At 71.3% G+C, this 16,288-nt stretch carries 15 protein-coding genes; 8 read left to right on the top strand and 7 right to left on the bottom strand.

What is annotated here, in order from left to right:
* Positions 1-44: 44 nt before the first annotated feature.
* From OG254_RS27240 to OG254_RS27230, 3 genes are all read right to left on the bottom strand, one after another.
* The gene (locus OG254_RS27240) at positions 45-1,265 is read right to left on the bottom strand and encodes an amidohydrolase family protein (RefSeq protein ID WP_351190815.1); all 1,221 of its coding nucleotides are present in this window, start codon (positions 1,263-1,265) and stop codon (positions 45-47) included.
* 77 nt (positions 1,266-1,342) lie between these two features.
* Positions 1,343-2,071 carry a TIGR03943 family putative permease subunit gene (locus OG254_RS27235; protein ID WP_405595212.1) on the bottom strand — a complete coding sequence of 243 codons (729 nt, stop codon included), beginning with the start codon at positions 2,069-2,071 and terminating at the stop codon, positions 1,343-1,345.
* Positions 2,068-3,105 carry a permease gene (locus OG254_RS27230; RefSeq protein ID WP_405586604.1) on the bottom strand — a complete coding sequence of 346 codons (1,038 nt, stop codon included), beginning with the start codon at positions 3,103-3,105 and terminating at the stop codon, positions 2,068-2,070. The genes OG254_RS27235 and OG254_RS27230 overlap by 4 nt, the downstream gene beginning before the upstream one ends.
* A 204-nt stretch (positions 3,106-3,309) precedes the next feature.
* Between OG254_RS27230 and OG254_RS27225 the strand changes: the two genes are divergently transcribed.
* The 6 genes from OG254_RS27225 to OG254_RS27200 all read left to right on the top strand — a co-directional run bounded on the left by OG254_RS27225 (position 3,310) and on the right by OG254_RS27200 (position 9,661).
* On the top strand, positions 3,310-5,232 hold the full coding sequence (locus OG254_RS27225; protein ID WP_405586601.1) for an NAD-binding protein: 1,923 nt from the start codon (positions 3,310-3,312) through the stop codon (positions 5,230-5,232).
* 10 nt (positions 5,233-5,242) lie between these two features.
* Positions 5,243-5,497, top strand: a complete 255-nt coding sequence (locus OG254_RS27220) for an anti-sigma factor family protein (protein WP_405586598.1) — start codon at positions 5,243-5,245, stop codon at positions 5,495-5,497.
* A 162-nt stretch (positions 5,498-5,659) separates the two neighbouring features.
* Positions 5,660-6,331: an RNA polymerase sigma factor gene (locus tag OG254_RS27215; protein WP_147994834.1), complete on the top strand. Its 672-nt coding sequence runs from the start codon at positions 5,660-5,662 to the stop codon at positions 6,329-6,331.
* A complete protein-coding gene (locus tag OG254_RS27210; RefSeq protein WP_405586595.1) occupies positions 6,328-6,558 on the top strand; it encodes an anti-sigma factor family protein in 231 nt (76 codons plus the stop codon). The genes OG254_RS27215 and OG254_RS27210 overlap by 4 nt, the downstream gene beginning before the upstream one ends.
* Before the next feature lie 96 nt (positions 6,559-6,654).
* A complete protein-coding gene (locus OG254_RS27205) occupies positions 6,655-8,325 on the top strand; it encodes an NAD(P)/FAD-dependent oxidoreductase (RefSeq protein WP_405586592.1) in 1,671 nt (556 codons plus the stop codon).
* On the top strand, positions 8,318-9,661 hold the full coding sequence (locus tag OG254_RS27200) for a hypothetical protein (protein ID WP_405586589.1): 1,344 nt from the start codon (positions 8,318-8,320) through the stop codon (positions 9,659-9,661). Before OG254_RS27205 ends, OG254_RS27200 begins: the two co-directional genes overlap by 8 nt.
* A gap of 73 nt (positions 9,662-9,734) precedes the next feature.
* Here OG254_RS27200 and OG254_RS27195 read toward each other — a convergent pair whose 3' ends face one another.
* From OG254_RS27195 to OG254_RS27185, 3 genes are all read right to left on the bottom strand, one after another.
* Positions 9,735-10,241, bottom strand: a complete 507-nt coding sequence (locus OG254_RS27195) for a DM13 domain-containing protein (protein ID WP_405586586.1) — start codon at positions 10,239-10,241, stop codon at positions 9,735-9,737.
* A gap of 118 nt (positions 10,242-10,359) precedes the next feature.
* Positions 10,360-11,223 (bottom strand): hypothetical protein, encoded by an 864-nt coding sequence (locus OG254_RS27190; RefSeq protein ID WP_405586583.1) that lies wholly within the window; start codon positions 11,221-11,223, stop codon positions 10,360-10,362.
* Positions 11,224-11,247: 24 nt separating this feature from the next.
* Positions 11,248-11,949 (bottom strand): flavodoxin family protein, encoded by a 702-nt coding sequence (locus tag OG254_RS27185; protein WP_405586580.1) that lies wholly within the window; start codon positions 11,947-11,949, stop codon positions 11,248-11,250.
* Positions 11,950-12,176: 227 nt separating this feature from the next.
* Between OG254_RS27185 and OG254_RS27180 the strand changes: the two genes are divergently transcribed.
* On the top strand, positions 12,177-12,752 hold the full coding sequence (locus OG254_RS27180; protein ID WP_405586577.1) for an IS607 family transposase: 576 nt from the start codon (positions 12,177-12,179) through the stop codon (positions 12,750-12,752).
* Positions 12,745-14,373 carry an IS200/IS605 family accessory protein TnpB-related protein gene (locus OG254_RS27175; RefSeq protein WP_405586575.1) on the top strand — a complete coding sequence of 543 codons (1,629 nt, stop codon included), beginning with the start codon at positions 12,745-12,747 and terminating at the stop codon, positions 14,371-14,373. Before OG254_RS27180 ends, OG254_RS27175 begins: the two co-directional genes overlap by 8 nt.
* 7 nt (positions 14,374-14,380) lie before the next feature.
* Here OG254_RS27175 and OG254_RS27170 read toward each other — a convergent pair whose 3' ends face one another.
* The gene (locus OG254_RS27170) at positions 14,381-16,219 is read right to left on the bottom strand and encodes a prolyl oligopeptidase family serine peptidase (RefSeq protein WP_405586572.1); all 1,839 of its coding nucleotides are present in this window, start codon (positions 16,217-16,219) and stop codon (positions 14,381-14,383) included.
* Between the last annotated feature and the right edge of the window lie 69 nt (positions 16,220-16,288).

The raw sequence follows: 16,288 nt of genomic DNA, 5'->3' as shown, positions 1-16,288 counted from the left end.
GCCAATGACCCCGCACGACGGGACTGCCCGGCGACCCGGTCGTCCTAATCCTCCTGGTCAAAGGGGAGTTCGAGCATCCGGATCGCGTTGCCGCGCAGCAGCTTGTAGGCGACCTCGTCGGAGAGTCCGCCGACGTGCTCCTGGGCCACCCGCTTGGTCTCCGGCCAGGTCGAGTCGACGTGCGGATAGTCCGTCTCGAAGGTCGCGTTGTCGACGCCGACCGTCTCGATCGCCTCGATGCCGTGCTTGTCGCGGAAGAAGCAGCAGAAGATCTGGCGGTAGTAGTACGTCGACGGCGGCTCGGGGATGAGGTCCTTCACGCCGCCCCACGCCCGGTGCTCCTCCCAGACGTCGTCCGCGCGCTCCAGGGCGTACGGGATCCAGCCCATCTGGCCTTCGCTGTACGCGAGTTTGAGCCGCGGGAACTTCACCAGGACCCCGGAGAAGAGGAAGTCCATCATCGACGCCATCGCGTTGTTGAAGCTCAGCGAGGCCTGCACGGCGGGCGGGGCGTCGGGGGACGCGGCTGGCATCTGCGAGGAGGACCCGATGTGCATGTTGACGACCGTGCCGGTCTCCTCGCAGGCCGCGAAGAACGGGTCCCAGTAGCCGGAGTGGATGGACGGCAGCCCGAGATAGGTGGGGATCTCGCTGAAGGTGACCGCGCGCACGCCACGCGCCGCGTTGCGGTGGATCTCCGCGACCGCGAGGTCGATGTCCCACAGCGGGATCAGGCACAGCGGGATCAGCCGGCCGCCGCTGTCGCCGCACCACTCCTCGACCATCCAGTCGTTGTAGGCGCGCACACAGGCGAGCCCGACCTCCTTGTCCTTGGCCTCCGCGAAGGTCTGGCCGCAAAAGCGCGGGAAGGTCGGGAAGCAGAGCGAGGCCTCGACATGGTTGATGTCCATGTCCGCCAGCCGGGCCTTGGGGTCCCAGCAGCCGCGCCGCATCTGCTCACGGGTGATGCCGTCGAGCGTCATCTCGTCCCGGGAGAAGCCGACGGCCGCGATGATGCGTTTGTACGGGAAGAGGTCGCCCTCGTACTCCCACCAGTCGGTGAGCTGGCCGTCCGGGTCCGTGGTGAACCGGTACTTCCCGCCGATGTACTCGAGTTCGCCGATTCCGGCGGTGAGGGGCTTCGGGCCCCGGTCCCGGTACTTGGCCGGGAGCCAGGTCTCGAAGAGATGCGCGGGCTCGATCACATGGTCGTCCACGCTGATGACCTTGGGCAGGTCCTTCGTGCCGCTCTCGGTACTGGCCACGCCATGCCTCCCGAATCTGACGGTCCATCAGATTCAGCGTAGGGGGCGTCCCCGGGAGCGGCAAGAGAAGGCACTCGTCAGCTGTTCCAGCTTTCGTCGTACGGATCCGTCGGCTCCGCCACCGGCCTCGCCTCCGTGGCGTCGATGAACGGGATCGGACGGCCGTTGACCGGGTCCTCGACGCGGCGCGGGGTGTAGGTGCCGGTGATCTGCAGCCAGGTGTCCGGCTGGAGGACCGGCGGGATCCGGCCGGTCAGGGCGACCTTGACCGGCTGGGCGTCGGCGGCGCAGCAGTTGAGGGCCATGCGGACGAGGTAGGGGGTGCCGTCGCGGTCCAGGGCCAGGAAGCCGGTGAGCCGGACCTGGCGGCCCCGCAGGGTGCGGCCGTGGTCGTAGACGGCGCGGCCCGCGTAGTCGACCACGCTCAGGGGCAGCGGGTCGGCGGCCGGGAGGGCGGGATAGGCGAGGGGTTCCTGGAGGGCCGTGCCGGTGCGGGTCGCGCTGTAGGAGCCGAGCGCGGGCGGGGCGACCAGGATCAGGGCGAACAGGGGGAGGACGAGGAGCCAGGCGACGCGGGGTTCGTGGTGGGTGTGGCCCTCGTCCGCCTCGCGGCCCTTGTGCCTGCAGGCCCGCGCCCGCTCGTACCAGACCGTCGCGATCGCGGCCGCGACCAGTACCGCGCCGGCCACCAGCACCAGCGGGCGCAGGCCCTGCTTGACGTAGCGCAGATACAGGTCGGTGGTGGCCGCGTGCAGCAGGGACGCGCCCAGCAGGAACAGAACGGCCGACTGGGCCTGGCGGTTCACAGGATCACCCATCCGGTCAGCACCGACACGATCACGGCCAGCGCGAAGGTGGCCGGGGCGAAGCGCAGGGCGAAGGCGCGGCCGAAGGTGCCCGCCTGCATCGCGAAGAGCTTGAGGTCGATCATCGGGCCCACGACGAGGAAGGTGAGCCGGGCCGTCAGCGAGAACTGCGACAGCGACGCCGCCACGAACGCGTCCGCCTCCGAGCAGATCGACAGCACCACGGCGAGGACGGCCAGGGCGAGCACCGCCAGTACGGGGTTGTCGGCCGCCGCGCGCAGCCAGCTCTCCGGCGCCACCGCCTTGAGCGTCGCCGCCGCCATCGCGCCGATCACCAGAAAGCCGCCCGCGTGCATCACGTCGTGCCGCACGGAGCCCCAGAACGCCTCGCCCCTGCTCTGGCCGTCGTGGGACGGACGGACCGGCGGCTTCAGCCAGTCGGTGCGGCCCAGGCGCAGCCACAGCCAGCCCATCGCGCAGGCCACCAGCAGGCTCGCGACCAGGCGGGCGAGGACCATCTCCGGGTTGCCGGGGAAGGCCACGGCCGTCGCCGTCAGCACGATCGGGTTGATCGCCGGGGCGGACAGCAGGAACGCCAGCGCCGCGGCCGGGGTGACCCCGCGCCGGACCAGCGCCCCCGCGACCGGCACGGACGCGCACTCGCAGCCGGGCAGCACCGCGCCCGCCGCCGAGGCGACCGGGACGGCGAGGGCGGGGCGGGCGGGCAGGGCGCGGGCGAAGAAGGACGGCGGCACGAACACCGCGATGGCCGCCGAGAGCAGTACGCCGAGGACCAGGAAGGGCAGCGCCTGCACCATCACCGCGACGAACACCGTGGTCCAGCTCTGCATGACCGGCGCGGCCAGCGCGCCGCGGATCGGGCCCTGCAGCAGCACCAGCGCGAGCATGACGATGGTCAGCAGGAGGGGGGAGTTGAGGTGCCGGCCCTCCGCGTCCGGCTCGGCCGGTTCCCTCGGCTTCGCCGGCTCCCCGCGGTCGTCGGTCCGCTGCGGGACGGGCTTGGTGATCGCCACGGGCGAGGTACCTCCGGTGGTGCGGAAGGGCGCTGGTTTCCCTCCCCTCCAGTACGGCCGAAGGGGCGCGGGCGTTCAGGTCCGGAAGGGCCGCATCAGGGTCGCATCAGGGTCGTATCTGGAACCACCCGTCACCTTGAGGCACTCTTTCCCCTTGTGGTGAGCGTTCCGAATCAGGGCTTAGCGAATGACACGGTCGCGCACATGGTCGTGTGCGGCGACGACGGGCTCGCGCACCGGCTGGCCGCCGAGTTGCGCGGGGTGTACGGCGAGCAGGTCACGCTCGTCGTGCCGCCGTCCGAACGCACGGAACGCCCACCGGTGGTGGGCCGGGCCCGGGCGGCGTCGGCGGCGCTGTTCGACCGGATGGTGACCGCCGCGGTGGGCCGTGCGGCCGGCGCACCCGGCGGCGGCAGCGAACCCGCCGGGAGCGTGCGGGTGGTGGAGGCCGCCGAGGCGAGCGAGACCAAGCTCGCCGAGGCGGGCGTGGAGCGGGCCGACGCCCTCGCCCTCGTCTATGACGACGACGAGACCAACATCCGCGCCGCCCTCACCGCCCGCCGCCTCAACCCCCGCCTCCGGCTCGTGCTGCGCCTGTACAACCGCCGGCTGGGCCAGCACATCGAGGAACTCCTCGACCAGGCGGCCACGTTGGCGACACCCGCGGGCGACGCGGCTCCCGACGACGCCTCCACGACCGTCCTGTCCGACGCCGACACCGCCGCCCCCGCCCTGGCCGCGGCGGCGGTCGCCGGCACCACCAAGGTCGTCCAGGCGGACGGACTGTTGCTGCGCGCGGTCGAGCGAGCGCCGCTGCGGCCGGGGCAGGCCCCGCCTTCCGGGCTGATCACGCTGGCCCTGCTGTCCCGCAACGACCCGGCCGGAGCCGACGGTTCCGAGGGCAACGGCGAGCACGGCCCGCTGCTGCTGCCGGACGCGGCGGCCGTGCGGGACGCGCAGAACCGAGGGACGGTCGTCCTGGAGCAGGTGTCGTACGCGGGTACGTCGATGCCGGCCGGCGGCGGCGGGCGAGGCATCGTGCCGGCGTTCGGCTCGCTGTTCTCGCGGCGCCTGAGGTGGTCGCTGGCAGGGATCGTCGGCTGTGTCGCGGCGCTGGCCGTGGCACTGACGGTGGTGACCGGCGAACACCCGCTCTACGCCACGTACATGACCCTCCTCGACCTCTTCGCCATCAACGAACCCGCGCTGCACCAGCCGCTGGCCCGGCAGATCCTCCAGCTCCTGTCCGGGCTGACCGGTCTGCTGCTCCTTCCGGTGCTGCTGGCGGCGGTGCTGGAGGCGCTGGGTACGTTCCGTACCGCGTCCGCGCTGCGCAAGCCGCCGCGTGGGCTCGGCGGCCATGTGGTGCTGCTCGGGCTCGGCAAGATCGGCACCCGGGTACTGACCCGGCTGCGCGAACTGAACATCCCCGTGGTGTGCGTCGAGGCCGACCCCGAGGCACGCGGGCTCGCGACGGCGCGGCGGCTGCGGGTGCCGGTGGTGCTCGGGGACGTCACCCAGGAGGGCGTCCTGGAGGCGGCGAAGGTCCATCGGTCGCACGCCCTCCTCGCGGTGACCAGCGCGGACACGACGAACCTCGAAGCCGCCCTGTACGCCCGCTCCGTCCGCCCCGACCTGCGCGTGGTCCTGCGCCTGTACGACGACGACTTCGCCACCGCCGTCTACCGCACCCTGCGCGCCGCACACCCCCAGGCGTCCACCCGGAGCCGCAGCGTGACGCATCTGGCCGCGCCCGCGTTCGCCGGGGCGATGATGGGGCGGCAGATCCTGGGCGCGATTCCCGTCGAGCGGCGGGTGCTGCTGTTCGCCGCGCTGGACGTGGCCGGGCATCCCCAGCTGGAGGACCGGACCGTCGGGGATGCCTTCCAGCCGGGTTCCTGGCGGGTGCTGGCCCTGGACCGGACGCCGCCGGACGAACGCCGGGAGGAACCGGCCGCCGAGGAGTCCTACGAGGAGACGCGGGCCGGCGACGGGGCGTCGGGGTGGGTGTGGGACCTGCCCGAGGGGTACGTCCTGCAGAAGGAGGACCGGGTCGTCCTGGCCGCCACCCGGCGGGGGTTGGCTGAGCTGCTGGGGAGGCGGTCGCGGGAGCGGGCGGGGGCGTAGCCTGGGAGCGGTGGAGCGAGATCGGGCGGGTGTCATGAACTGCGATGAGTTCGTCGAGCTGGTCACCACTTTCCTCGACGGCGCCATGGACGAGCCGACCGAGCTGCGCTGCCTGGTGCATCTGACGGGCTGCGACGACTGCGAGACCTACCTCGGCCAGTTCAGGCGGACCATCACGGTCCTGGGCGCGCTGCCCGGGCCGCGCCTGTCCAACGGGGCGCGCGACCAACTGCTGGGCGCCTTCCGGGCCGTGCGGCGCGACTGAGCGGCCCGCCGCCGCCCGCCGCCGCCCGCCGCCGCCCGCGACCGCCCGCTCCCGGCCGTGCAGGTCCTTACCGGGACATGAACAAGCGGACCGCCCTACGGTCCCACCCGCTGCGCTGCCCTAGGCTGACCCCCTCAGTTGACCGTCGGCAAGGAGAGACGAATGGCGGGCGCACGCGAACTGCCCCCGGACGAGGTCCTCGTCCAGCGGCTGCGTGACGGTGACGAGGAGACGTTCGCCCTGGTGCTGGACACCTGGTCGGGCAGCATGCTCCGGCTGGCCATGTCGTTCGTGTCGACCAAGGACTCCGCGGAGGAGGCCGTCCAGGACACCTGGCTCGCGGTCATCAGAGGGATCGGCGACTTCGAGGGCCGTTCGTCCCTGAAGACGTGGGTCTACCGGATCCTGGTCAACACGTCCAAGGCGCGCGGCACCAAGGAGAGCAGGACGGTTCCCTTCGCGAGCCTGCTGCCGGAGGAGGAAGGGCCGACGGTGGACGCCGAGCGGTTCCGCGCCTCCGGCGACCCTTACGCCGGGCACTGGGCCGTCGGGCAGAAACCGCAGCCCTGGCACTTTCCCGAGGACCACGTGCTGCGCGGCGAGGTCCGCGAGATGATCACGGAGGCGATCGACGAACTGCCGCCCCGCCTGCGCACGGTGATCACACTTCGCGACGTCGCCGGGTACGGCTCGGAGGAAGTGTGTGCCCTGCTGGAGATCTCGCCCGGAAACCAACGCGTCCTCCTCCATCGGGCCAGGGCGTTGTTGCGCCGTAAACTGGAGGAGTACCTGTCCGGTGCCCATGACGTCGCAGGCGGGAGGGGTCGAGCGTGAACTGCAACGACTTCGTGGAGCTGGTGACCGAGTTCCTCGACGGCGCCCTGCCGGAGGCGGACGAGCGGCGCTTCATCGAGCACCTGTCGGAGTGCTCCGGGTGCGAGACCTACCTCGACCAGTTCCGTCAGACGATCGCCACCACGGGCGAACTGACCCCGGACGGCATCTCACCGGACGCCAGGCAGCACCTGCTCTCCGCGTTCCGGGACTTCCGCCGGAGCTGAGCCCGCATGCGGGACGTTGACGGCGGCTCGCCCGCTTTGGCCTGTTTGTGCCCGGAGGTCTTGTAACGCTCGCGCGGCGCGCCGCTCTGAACGTCCATGACTCTGCTCAGAAGACTCCTGTTCGGCATCATCGCCGCACTGCCGGGCGGCGCGATCGTGGCGGCCGTGACGAACCCGCCCTGGCTGCCATGGGCCGCGCACACCGCGGTCCTGGGAGCCGTGTTCGGCCTCCTCTTCGGCGAACGCCGACAGAGCAACGGCTCCGCCTTCTCCGTCGGTCTGCTCATCGGCCTGCTCGACTGGGTGACCTGGACGCTGACCCTCGCCCCCGCGCTGGAGGGGAGGACGCCGTCATGGACGATCGCGGTGGCCGTGTCGCGCTTCCCCGAACTCGTCGGCGCCGCCCTGTTCGGCGCGATCACCGGGCTCGCCTTGCACGCCCTTTCGTCCTGGCGCCCGACCGCGCCGGCACCCGCGCGGGCCAAACCCCATGTGGTGATCGTCGGCGGCGGTTTCGGCGGCGTCGGGGCCGCCCGTGAACTGGACCGGCTGGTGGGCCGCGGGCTCGACGCCCATGTGACGCTGATCAGCGACTCGAACTTCCTGCTGTTCACCCCGCTGCTGGTCGGCGTCGCCTCCAGCACGGTGGAGGCCAGGCATGTGAGCGCCCCGGTGCGGGCCGGGCTGGAGAACGCCTCCTTCCTGCACGGGCGGGTCGTCTCCGTCGACGCGCAGACGCGCAACGCCTATGTCTCCGCGGGCAAGGAGGGAACGCTGCGCGTGCCGTACGACCATCTGGTCCTGGCGGTCGGGGCCGTACCGCACTTCTTCGACCTGCCGGGAGTGGGCGAGCACGCCTTTCCGATGAAGTCCGTCGAGGACGCCACCAGGCTGCGCGACCAGGTGCTGGGCGCGCTGGAGCGGGCCGACCTCGAACCGGACCCGGCCGAGCAGGCCAGGCTGCTGACGTTCGTGGTGGCGGGCGGCGGATTCGCCGGGACGGAGCTGGTGGCCGAACTGTTCGACCTGGTGCATGACGTGCTCCACCTCTATCCGCGGCTGCACGGGCTGCGGCCCCGATTCGTGATCGTGCACGCCGGTGAGCGGCTGCTGCCGGAGCTGTCGCCGAAGCTCGGCCTGTACGCGCAGCGCAAACTCGGCGGACGCGGCATCGAGTTCCGCCTCGGCGCGCGGGTGAGCCGGGCCACCGCCGAGGACATCACGCTCGACTCCGGGGAGACCATCCCCACCCGCACCCTGGCCTGGACGGCGGGCAACCGGCCCCATCCGCTGGTGGGGCAGATCATGCAGCCGCCGCTCGCCGTGGAAGCCACCCTGCAGGTCCCCGGCATGCCCGGCCTGTGGGCGCTGGGCGACTGCGCGAGGATCCCGGACCTCGGGGGCGGATTCCACCCGCCGACCGCGCAGCACGCGATCCGCGAGGGCAAGGCGGTCGCGAAGAACATCGCGGCGGTGCTGCGCGGACGCCGTCCCGTCCCGTTCCGCTTCGGCGGGCTCGGCGTACTGGTCTCGCTCGGGCACCGCACGGCGGCCGGTGAGGTCGGCGGGCGCCAGGTCTCCGGCCTGTTCGCCTGGATCCTGTGGCGCTCGGTCTACCTGAGCAAGCTGCCCACGGCGGAGAAGCGGCTGCGCGTACTCGCCGACTGGACCCTCGACCTGGTCTTCCCCAGGGACATCGCCCTCTCGGGCACCTCGGCCGTCTCCACCGGCCCGACCGTTTCGTCGAAGGGTGATCGTCATGCGTAACGCCGGACTCGGAGCACTCGCCGGCCTCGTGGGAGGGCTGGTCTTCGGCGCCGTGATGGCGGAGATCGGGTATCTGCCCACCGTCGCGGCGATCGTCAGGACCGACTCGCCCGTCGTGGGCTTCGGCGTCCACCTGCTGATCGCGGCGGTCATCGGGGCCGTCTTCGGCGCCCTCGTGACGCGCCAGCGCGAGCTGCTGTTCTGGGGGCTCGCGTACGGCGTGCTGTGGTGGTTCCTCGGGCCGTTGACGCTGCTGCCGGTCCTGCTGGGCAAGCCGGTGGCCTGGGACGTGGAGACGGCGCAGGCGCTGATCCCCAGCCTGTTCGGCCACCTCGCCTACGGAGCGGCCACGGCCTCCGTCCTCGCCCTGCTGGTGCACAGGGAACGGGAGTTCAGGCCCGGCCTCCTGGTGCGCGCGTCGGCCGCCGGGCTGCTCGTCTCCCCGGTGCTCGGGCTCGGCTGGAAGGGGCTGCTCGTCGGGGTGCTGGTCGGGGCCTCGTACGCGGTGTTCTTCGGTGATCCCCGCGAGGGCTCCGGCCCGGCCCTGATCCGCGGCGCCGCCTTCGGCTTCGCGTGGTGGGTGCTCGCGGCGGTCACGATCGCGCCGCTGCTGGACGGCGACGGGCTTCAGTGGACGCCGGCCGCGGTGCGCACCGCCGTGGCGTCCCTGCCCGGCCACCTGCTGCTCGGCGCCGGTACGGCCCTCGTCACCGGCTGGCTCGGCGGCCTGTCGCGGGCGGTGTTCTCCGACGACGTACGGCACGCCCTGGAGGGACGCCTCGCCGGCGGGCGGGTGATCTCGGTCTGGCACGGCGTCATCGCCGGGCTGGCGGGCGGCGTGATCTTCACCGGTGTCATGGTCGCCGTGGGCTACCTGCCGGTCGTCGCGGCCCTGGTCGGCTCCCGGTCCGCGGTCGTGGGCCTCGTCATCCATCTGCTGATCTCCCAGGTCGTCGGCGTCACCTACGCGGTCTTCTTCCGCCGGCGCAGCTTCGACCCGGCCTCGGGGATCGGCTGGGGCGTGTCCTACGGCTTCCTCTGGTGGGTTCTCGGCAACCTGACGCTGCTTCCCGTGCTGCTCGGGGCCGACCCCCGGTGGAGCGCCGCCGCGCTGGCCGTGTCCTTCCCGTCGCTGGTCGGCCACCTCGCCTACGGCGCCGTACTGGGCCTGGTGTACCAGCGCCTCGAGGAGCGGGTCGGGCCGTGGCACCTGACCCGCAGTGAGGCGACCGCGGCCCGCGCGGCCGCCCGTCACGAGCAGACGCTGAGTGCGGCCCCTGCGCTGTGGAGCCTGATCACGTGCGTGGCGCTGCTCGTCCCGATCCTGGTGTCCTGAGAGGTTTCACACAGCAGTGGGGCGGGTGGCATGGCCACCCGCCCCACTGCTTTACCGGCGCGATCCGGTTCCGTCAGGCGCTCTGCTTCAGCTCGGCCGCGCCGAACGACACGCTGAACCGCTCACACCAGATCGTCACCGTCGTGAACTTGTTCAGGTCGGTGCCCGCCGGGATCGCGTAGTTCTGGTTGCCCTCGTTGCCCTTGAGGTCGCCCAGGTCGATGTGCTTGCCGTCGTCGAGGTTGCCGCCGCCGTCCTTCTTGACCGGCTGGTCGCTGAGCCACACGTGCAGGGCCGGGCCGTCGGAGGTGCGCAGGTCCGTCAGCCGCAGCGTCGCCTTCCCGCCGTCGAGGTCCAGGACCTGCACCGAGCCGCTGGTCTCGTGCTCGTGGGTGATGAAGGCGCCGGTCGCCGACGGCTTGGCCGCTGCTCCCGGCCGGGCGGGGGCCACGGGAGCCGCCTCGTCCACGCGCTCCGTGGTGAACAGCCGCCAGGGCTGGAAGAGGTAGAGCCCGACGGCTGCCGCGACGACGACCACCGCGGTGGTGATCCAGAGGACGGGGCGCTTGTTTCGGCACATGAGGGTTTTTCCGTTTCTTGTTCGGGTGTTGGCATTCAGAGACGGAAAGAGCGGCGAACGTTACAGATGAACGCCCGCCGCTCTTCCGGAAATCAGGTGCCTGCCGGGCCGCCGGCCGTCAGCAGTTCTCGGGAGCGGCAGGGTGCGGCTGCTCGGGTGCCGCGGTGTGCGTGGCCCTGGCGCGGCGCAGCTCGTCGGCCTCGTCGCGGACGGCGTCGAGCCTGACCTCGAGCATCCCGACCCGCTCGCGGTAGCGCTCCAGCTCGGCCCGGACGAACACGGCGTCCGCCACCTGAGCGCCCGTCTCCTCACGGATCGCGTCGGTCTCCTCGGCGAACTTCTCCTTCGCGGCGTCGAGCGCGGTGACGGCCATCTCGGCCGCCTCCTCCGCGAGCGTGGCGCGCTCCTCGGCGGCCAGGATGCGCTGCGCGCAGGCGCGGGTGACCGTCTCGATCCGGGCCTCGGCCGCCGCGGAGTCGGTGATGATCGCCAACTCCTCTATGTAGGAGGGCAGTTCGGTGGCGAGCTGCTTGATCAGCGCGACGAGGTCGTCGCGTGACTGGGCGGCACGGTCGCCGTCGGCCGTCGACGTGGCCGCCAGTGCCGCCATTTCGCTGTCCACGGCTTCCATGAGCGCCTGCTCGGAAGGCTCGGCGACGGGCGCCTGCGCGGGCTGCTCGGAGGCGGCGACGGGAACCGGTACCGGCTGCTCGACGACGGGCCAGGCCTGCCCGGCGACCGGCGCCTCGGGCCCCCTCGCATCGTCCTTGGCCGCCTTCTTGGCCTCGGCCGCCACGCGCTTGTCCTCCTTGCGCTGCTGCCGCTTGGCGCGGAACTTCCGGAACGCGCCGAGCGCGTTGTGCTCGGGGTGCCCGCAGTAGCGCGACGCCGGACCCTGCGCGTCCGGGGCGTGCGGCTCGGTCGGATTGGTGCAGCCCGGGTAGGCACAGGTGGGGACGGTTTCGGTGGTCTCAACAGTCATTTCTTCGGCCTTTCGTTGCATGACTCAGCGATATTCCGGATTCTCGAAGTCGAACCGACACCCCGCGTCCCACCGCGACCGCTGGTTCCCGTGCGCCGGAATGCCGCCGGCGTCCTTGAGCAGCCGTGCCAGATGCAACAGGTTCCACGTCATGAAGGTGGTGTTCCTGTTGGTGAAGTCGTTGGTGGGTCCGCCGGAGCCCGGATCGAGATACGAGGGGCCCGGCCCGGCCTCTCCGATCCAGCCGGCGTCCGCCTGCGGCGGGATGGTGTATCCCAGGTGCTGCAGGCTGTACAGGACGTTCATGGCGCAGTGCTTGGCGCCGTCCTCGTTGCCGGTGATCAGACAGCCGCCCACACGCCCGTAATAGGCGTACTGACCGGCGTCGTTGAGAAGGCCCGAGCAGGCGTAGAGGCGCTCGATGACCAGCTTGGCGACCGAGCTGTTGTCACCGAGCCAGATCGGGCCGGCGAGGACGAGGATGTCGGCGGACATCACCTGCTGGTAGATCGACGGCCACGCGTCGCGCTCCCAGCCGTGCTCGGTCATGTCCGGCCACACACCGGTGGCGATCTCGTGGTCGATCGGCCGCAGGTGCTCGACCTGGACGCCCTGCTTCTCCATGATCCGCGAGCTGAGGTCGATCAGGCCCTGCGTGTGGCTGCGCTCCGGGCTTTTCTTCAGCGTGCAGTTGACGAACAGTGCACGCAGGTCGTCATGGCTCATACCTCTCAGTGCCGCCGGCCCGCCGAACGTTACAAGTCGGCTTGGCAGTTGCCTGGCTCGGACGGCACCGAGGTCATGAGCGGTCGGCCCGCGATGGCTGGGAGACGCATGCGCGGGCCGACGTCGAAAGGCTCAGCCCACTACGGGCGGGCGGGGTCTCCACCTGCTGGTCCTCGAAGTCGGGTAAGTGAGCGTAACCATGTATGAGTGAGTGTCGTTGTCAGAGCGTGAATCTCACGGAATGGGCGAAGACGCAGGGCGTGCATCCGCAGACCGCGTATCGCTGGTTCCGTGAGGGGACGTTGCCGGTACCGGCTCAGCGGGTCGGGCCGCGCACGATCCTGGTGAACATCGACGCGAACACCACGCCCGAGGCCATCGGCGGTCTGGGCCTATATGCCCGCGTGTCCTCGCACGATCAGAAGAGCGATCTGGAACGCCAGGTCGCTCGGCTGTCGGCGTGGGCAGCGAAGGCCGGTCACCGAGTCGTTCGTGTTGAGGCGGAGATCGCTTCCGGGATGAACGGCTACCGTCCCAAGGCCCGGCGCCTGCTGGCCGACCCGCGCGTGACCTGCGTGATGGTGGAGCACAAGGACCGGCTCGGCCGGATGAACGTCGAGCTTGTCGAGGCCGCCTTGTCCGCGACGGGCCGTCGCCTGCTGGTGCTGGACGACGGCGAGGTCGAAGACGACCTGGTGCGGGACATGGTGGAGGTGCTGACCTCGTTCTGCGCCCGCCTGTACGGGCGCAGGTCGGCGAAGAACCGCGCCCGCAAGGCACTGGAAGCCGCCGAACATGGCTGACCTCCGCCCGATCGCCGCGCCGTTCGTCGCTCTCGGCCCGTCCGGTGTGGCGGTACGTACCCGGCTCAAAGACCTCACGCCTGAGGATGAGAAGGTTCTACGCTTGGTGGGTGCGCACCTGGGCTCGCTCGCCTCGAAGGACCTCAAAGCGCGTTGCGCTGACGGCCTGGAGCACTCCACCGAGTCATGGGCGGCCCGTAAGCGGGGTCTGACGGCCGAGTCGTCGTCCAGGTGGGCGGGGTCGATCACGAAGGCCACGCATGACCAGTGGGCGCTCGCCCGGCGCAGTCAGGCCGCGCACGTGCAGTCCCTCGAAGCCGGTATCACAACGATCCGGCTCCGGCTGTCGCTGCCGGTCGGGGAGAAGGGCACCAAGCGGGCTCCGGGCGGCTACCGCTCCGCGCACGAGTGGTTCCACAAGACGCGACGGCTGCATGTGCTGGAGGACCGGCTCGACCAGGTTCGGGCCGACCGGGAAGCGGGCCGAGTGCATGTCGTGCGTGGCGGTAAACGTCTGCTGGGCACCCGCCGCAACCTCGACAAGGCGCAGCTGGCCGAGGTCGAGTGGCGTGAGCGGTGGGAAGCCGGGCGCTGGTTCCTCCAGGCGGACGGCGAGTCGGGTAAGAGGTTCGGCAACGAGACGATCCGCATCACGCCCGAGGGCGAAGTGTCGATCAAGCTCCCGGCCCCGCTCGCCGACCTGGCGAACGCCAGGCACGGCCGGTACGTACTCGCTGCGAAGGTGCGGTTCCCTCACCGGGGGAAGGAGTGGGCCGACCGTGTGGAGGCCAACCGGGCGGTGGCCTACCGCGCCCACTACGACACGGGGCGCGGGCGCTGGTACGTGGACGCCTCCTGGCAGATCCCACCCACCAAGACCATCCCACTGGAAGCCGCCCTCACCGATGGCGTGATCGGCGTGGACACCAATGTCGACCACCTCGCCGCATGGCGCCTGGACACTCACGGCAACCCGATCGGCCGGCCGCGCCGGTTCTTCTACGACCTGTCTGGCAACGCCCAGCACCGCGACGCCCAGGTACGGCACGCCCTCACGCGGCTGCTGAACTGGGCCAAGAGCTGCGGCGTCAAGGCCATCGCGGTCGAAGACCTCGACTTCCAGGCCGAGAAAACCAGAGAGAAGCACGGGCGCAAGCGCCGATTCCGGCAGCTGATCTCCGGCATGCCGACCGGCAAGCTCCGCGCCCGGCTGGCCTCCATGGCCGACGCCACAGGTATCGCGATCATCGCCGTGGACCCGGCCTACACCAGCAAGTGGGGCGCCCAGCACTGGCAAAAGCCGATGGCCGGCCCCACTCGTAAGACCACCCGGCACGATGCGGCGAGCATCGCGATCGGGCGACGCGCCCAGGGGCACCCGATCCGGCGACGGACGACACCGCCCCGTGCACACCAGAGCGATGTGCACGGGCATCGGACCGTCCAGACCGACCGGCGTGCCCCTGGGCGTGAGGGACCCCGCCTCCGCATCCCCGGACCACGGACACGATCCGTGCCGCCGGACGCGGCGAGTACGCGGGCGACCAGGACATCCAAAACCGTTCGGGGTGTCCGCAGTGACCAGGCATGGGTCCAAGACTCACTCCTGCTCACTGATTAGGAACGGTTCAGGAATCGCGCCGCCCCTTCAAGTGCCGCTCCGCGAAGTCCAGTTCCAGCCGGACCTGCTTGATCCGCTCGTCCACCACCAGCGATCCGTGCCCGGCGTCGTACCGGTACACCTCGTGCACCGCGCCGCGGGCCTGAAGACGCTTCACGTAGTTGTCGATCTGGCGGATCGGGCAGCGCGGGTCGTTCACACCCGCCGAGATGTAGACCGGGGTCGTGACGTCGTCGACGTAGGTCAGCGGGGACGAGGCCTCGTAGCGCTCCGGTACCTCCTCCGGGGTGCCGCCCAGGAGGGTGCGGTCCATGGCCTTCAGCGCCTCCATCTCGTCGTGGTACGCCGTGACGTAGTCGGCGACGGGGACCGCCGCGATGCCCACCGTCCACGCGTCCGGCTGGGCGCCGAGGCCGAGGAGGGTGAGGTAGCCGCCCCAGGAGCCGCCGGTCAGGATGAGACGGGCCGGGTCGGCCAGGCCCGATGTCACCGCCCATTGACGGACCGCCGCGATGTCCTCCAGCTCGATCAGGCCGACCCGGTGCTTGAGGGCGTCGGTCCAGGCGCGGCCGTAGCCGGTCGAGCCGCGGTAGTTGACCCGCACGACCGCGTACCCGTGGTCCACCCAGGCCGCCGGGCCCGCCGCGAACGCGTCGCTGTCGTGCCAGGTCGGGCCGCCGTGGATGTCGAACACGGTGGGGAGTGGGCCCTCGGCGCCCGCGGGGCGCTGCACCAGCGCGTGGATGCGGCCGCCGGGGCCCTCCACCCACACGTCCTCGACGGCGACCGAGCCGGGGGACTTCATGCCGGGCGGGTCCAGGACGACCTGTCCGGTCGTCGAGCGCACCGCCGACGGCTCCGCCGCCGACGACCACATGTACTCCACGCTGCCGTCCGGCCGGGCCGTCGCCCCCGACACCGAGCCCGCCGGGGTCGGCACGCGCTCCAGCTCACGTCGGGCCAGGTCGTACCGGAACAGCTCGCTGCGCGCCTCGAAGCTGTGCACGATCAGCAGTCCGGTGCCGTCGGGATACCACTCCGCGCTCACATCGCCCGGCAGCTCCAGCGCGAGGTCCGACTCCTCCCCCGTCGCCACGTCCCACACCAGCGGCTCCCAGCGGCCACGCCGCTGATGCCCGATGAGCAGCCGGGTGTCCCCGTCCACCGGGGCGAAGCCCAGGACCTCCAGGCCCAGCTCCTCGCTGCCGCCCTTGGTGTCGTCGAGCTCGGCGACCGCCGAGCCGTCCGGGCGCAGGACGCGCAGGGCCGAGTGCATCGCGTCGCCGTGCTCGGTGTGCTCGACGGCGATCAGCGTGCCGTCGTGCGACAGGTCGCCGACGCCCGCGGACTCGCGGTGGCGGTAGATCTCCACCGGGGGCTCGCCGGTGCGGGCCAGGTGGACGGTCGTGCCGTCCTCGTCCGTCGAGCGGCCCACGATCGCCGTACGCCCGTCCCGGCCGAGGGCCAGGCCCGCCGGGTACGACGGGTCCAGGCCCGGCGCGGCGAGCTCGTCCTCGCCGCCGTCGAACCGCTGGCGGCGCCAGACGCCGAACTCGTCGCCGTCCTTGTCGTCGAACCACCAGATCCAGGCGCCGTCCGGGGTGAGCACGCCGTCCGTCGTGCCGTTCGGCCGGTCCGTCACCTGGCGCTGCTCGCCCGTCGAACGGTCCCAGGCATACAGCTCGTACGTCCCCGTGGCGTTCGACACGAACAAGGAGCGGTCCGGTGCGTCCTCCGCCCAGTCGGGCAGCGACACCCGCGGCGCCCGGAAGCGCTTCTCCCAGTCCGGCATGTCCTTGTCCTGCATCTGGCGATCCCGCGAATCGGACCCGTGGCTCTCAGTCATGGCCCCATAGTGCCTGGCCCGGACGACAAATTCGCTGGCGAGGTCCCCAGCCTGTGGATAACTTCGTGA

This window comes from Streptomyces sp. NBC_01092 (assembly GCF_045039535.1).
GTDB lineage: Bacteria > Actinomycetota > Actinomycetes > Streptomycetales > Streptomycetaceae > Streptomyces.
The sequence above is the reverse complement of the archived record's forward strand: the minus strand, read 5'-3'. Positions and strand labels throughout refer to the sequence as shown.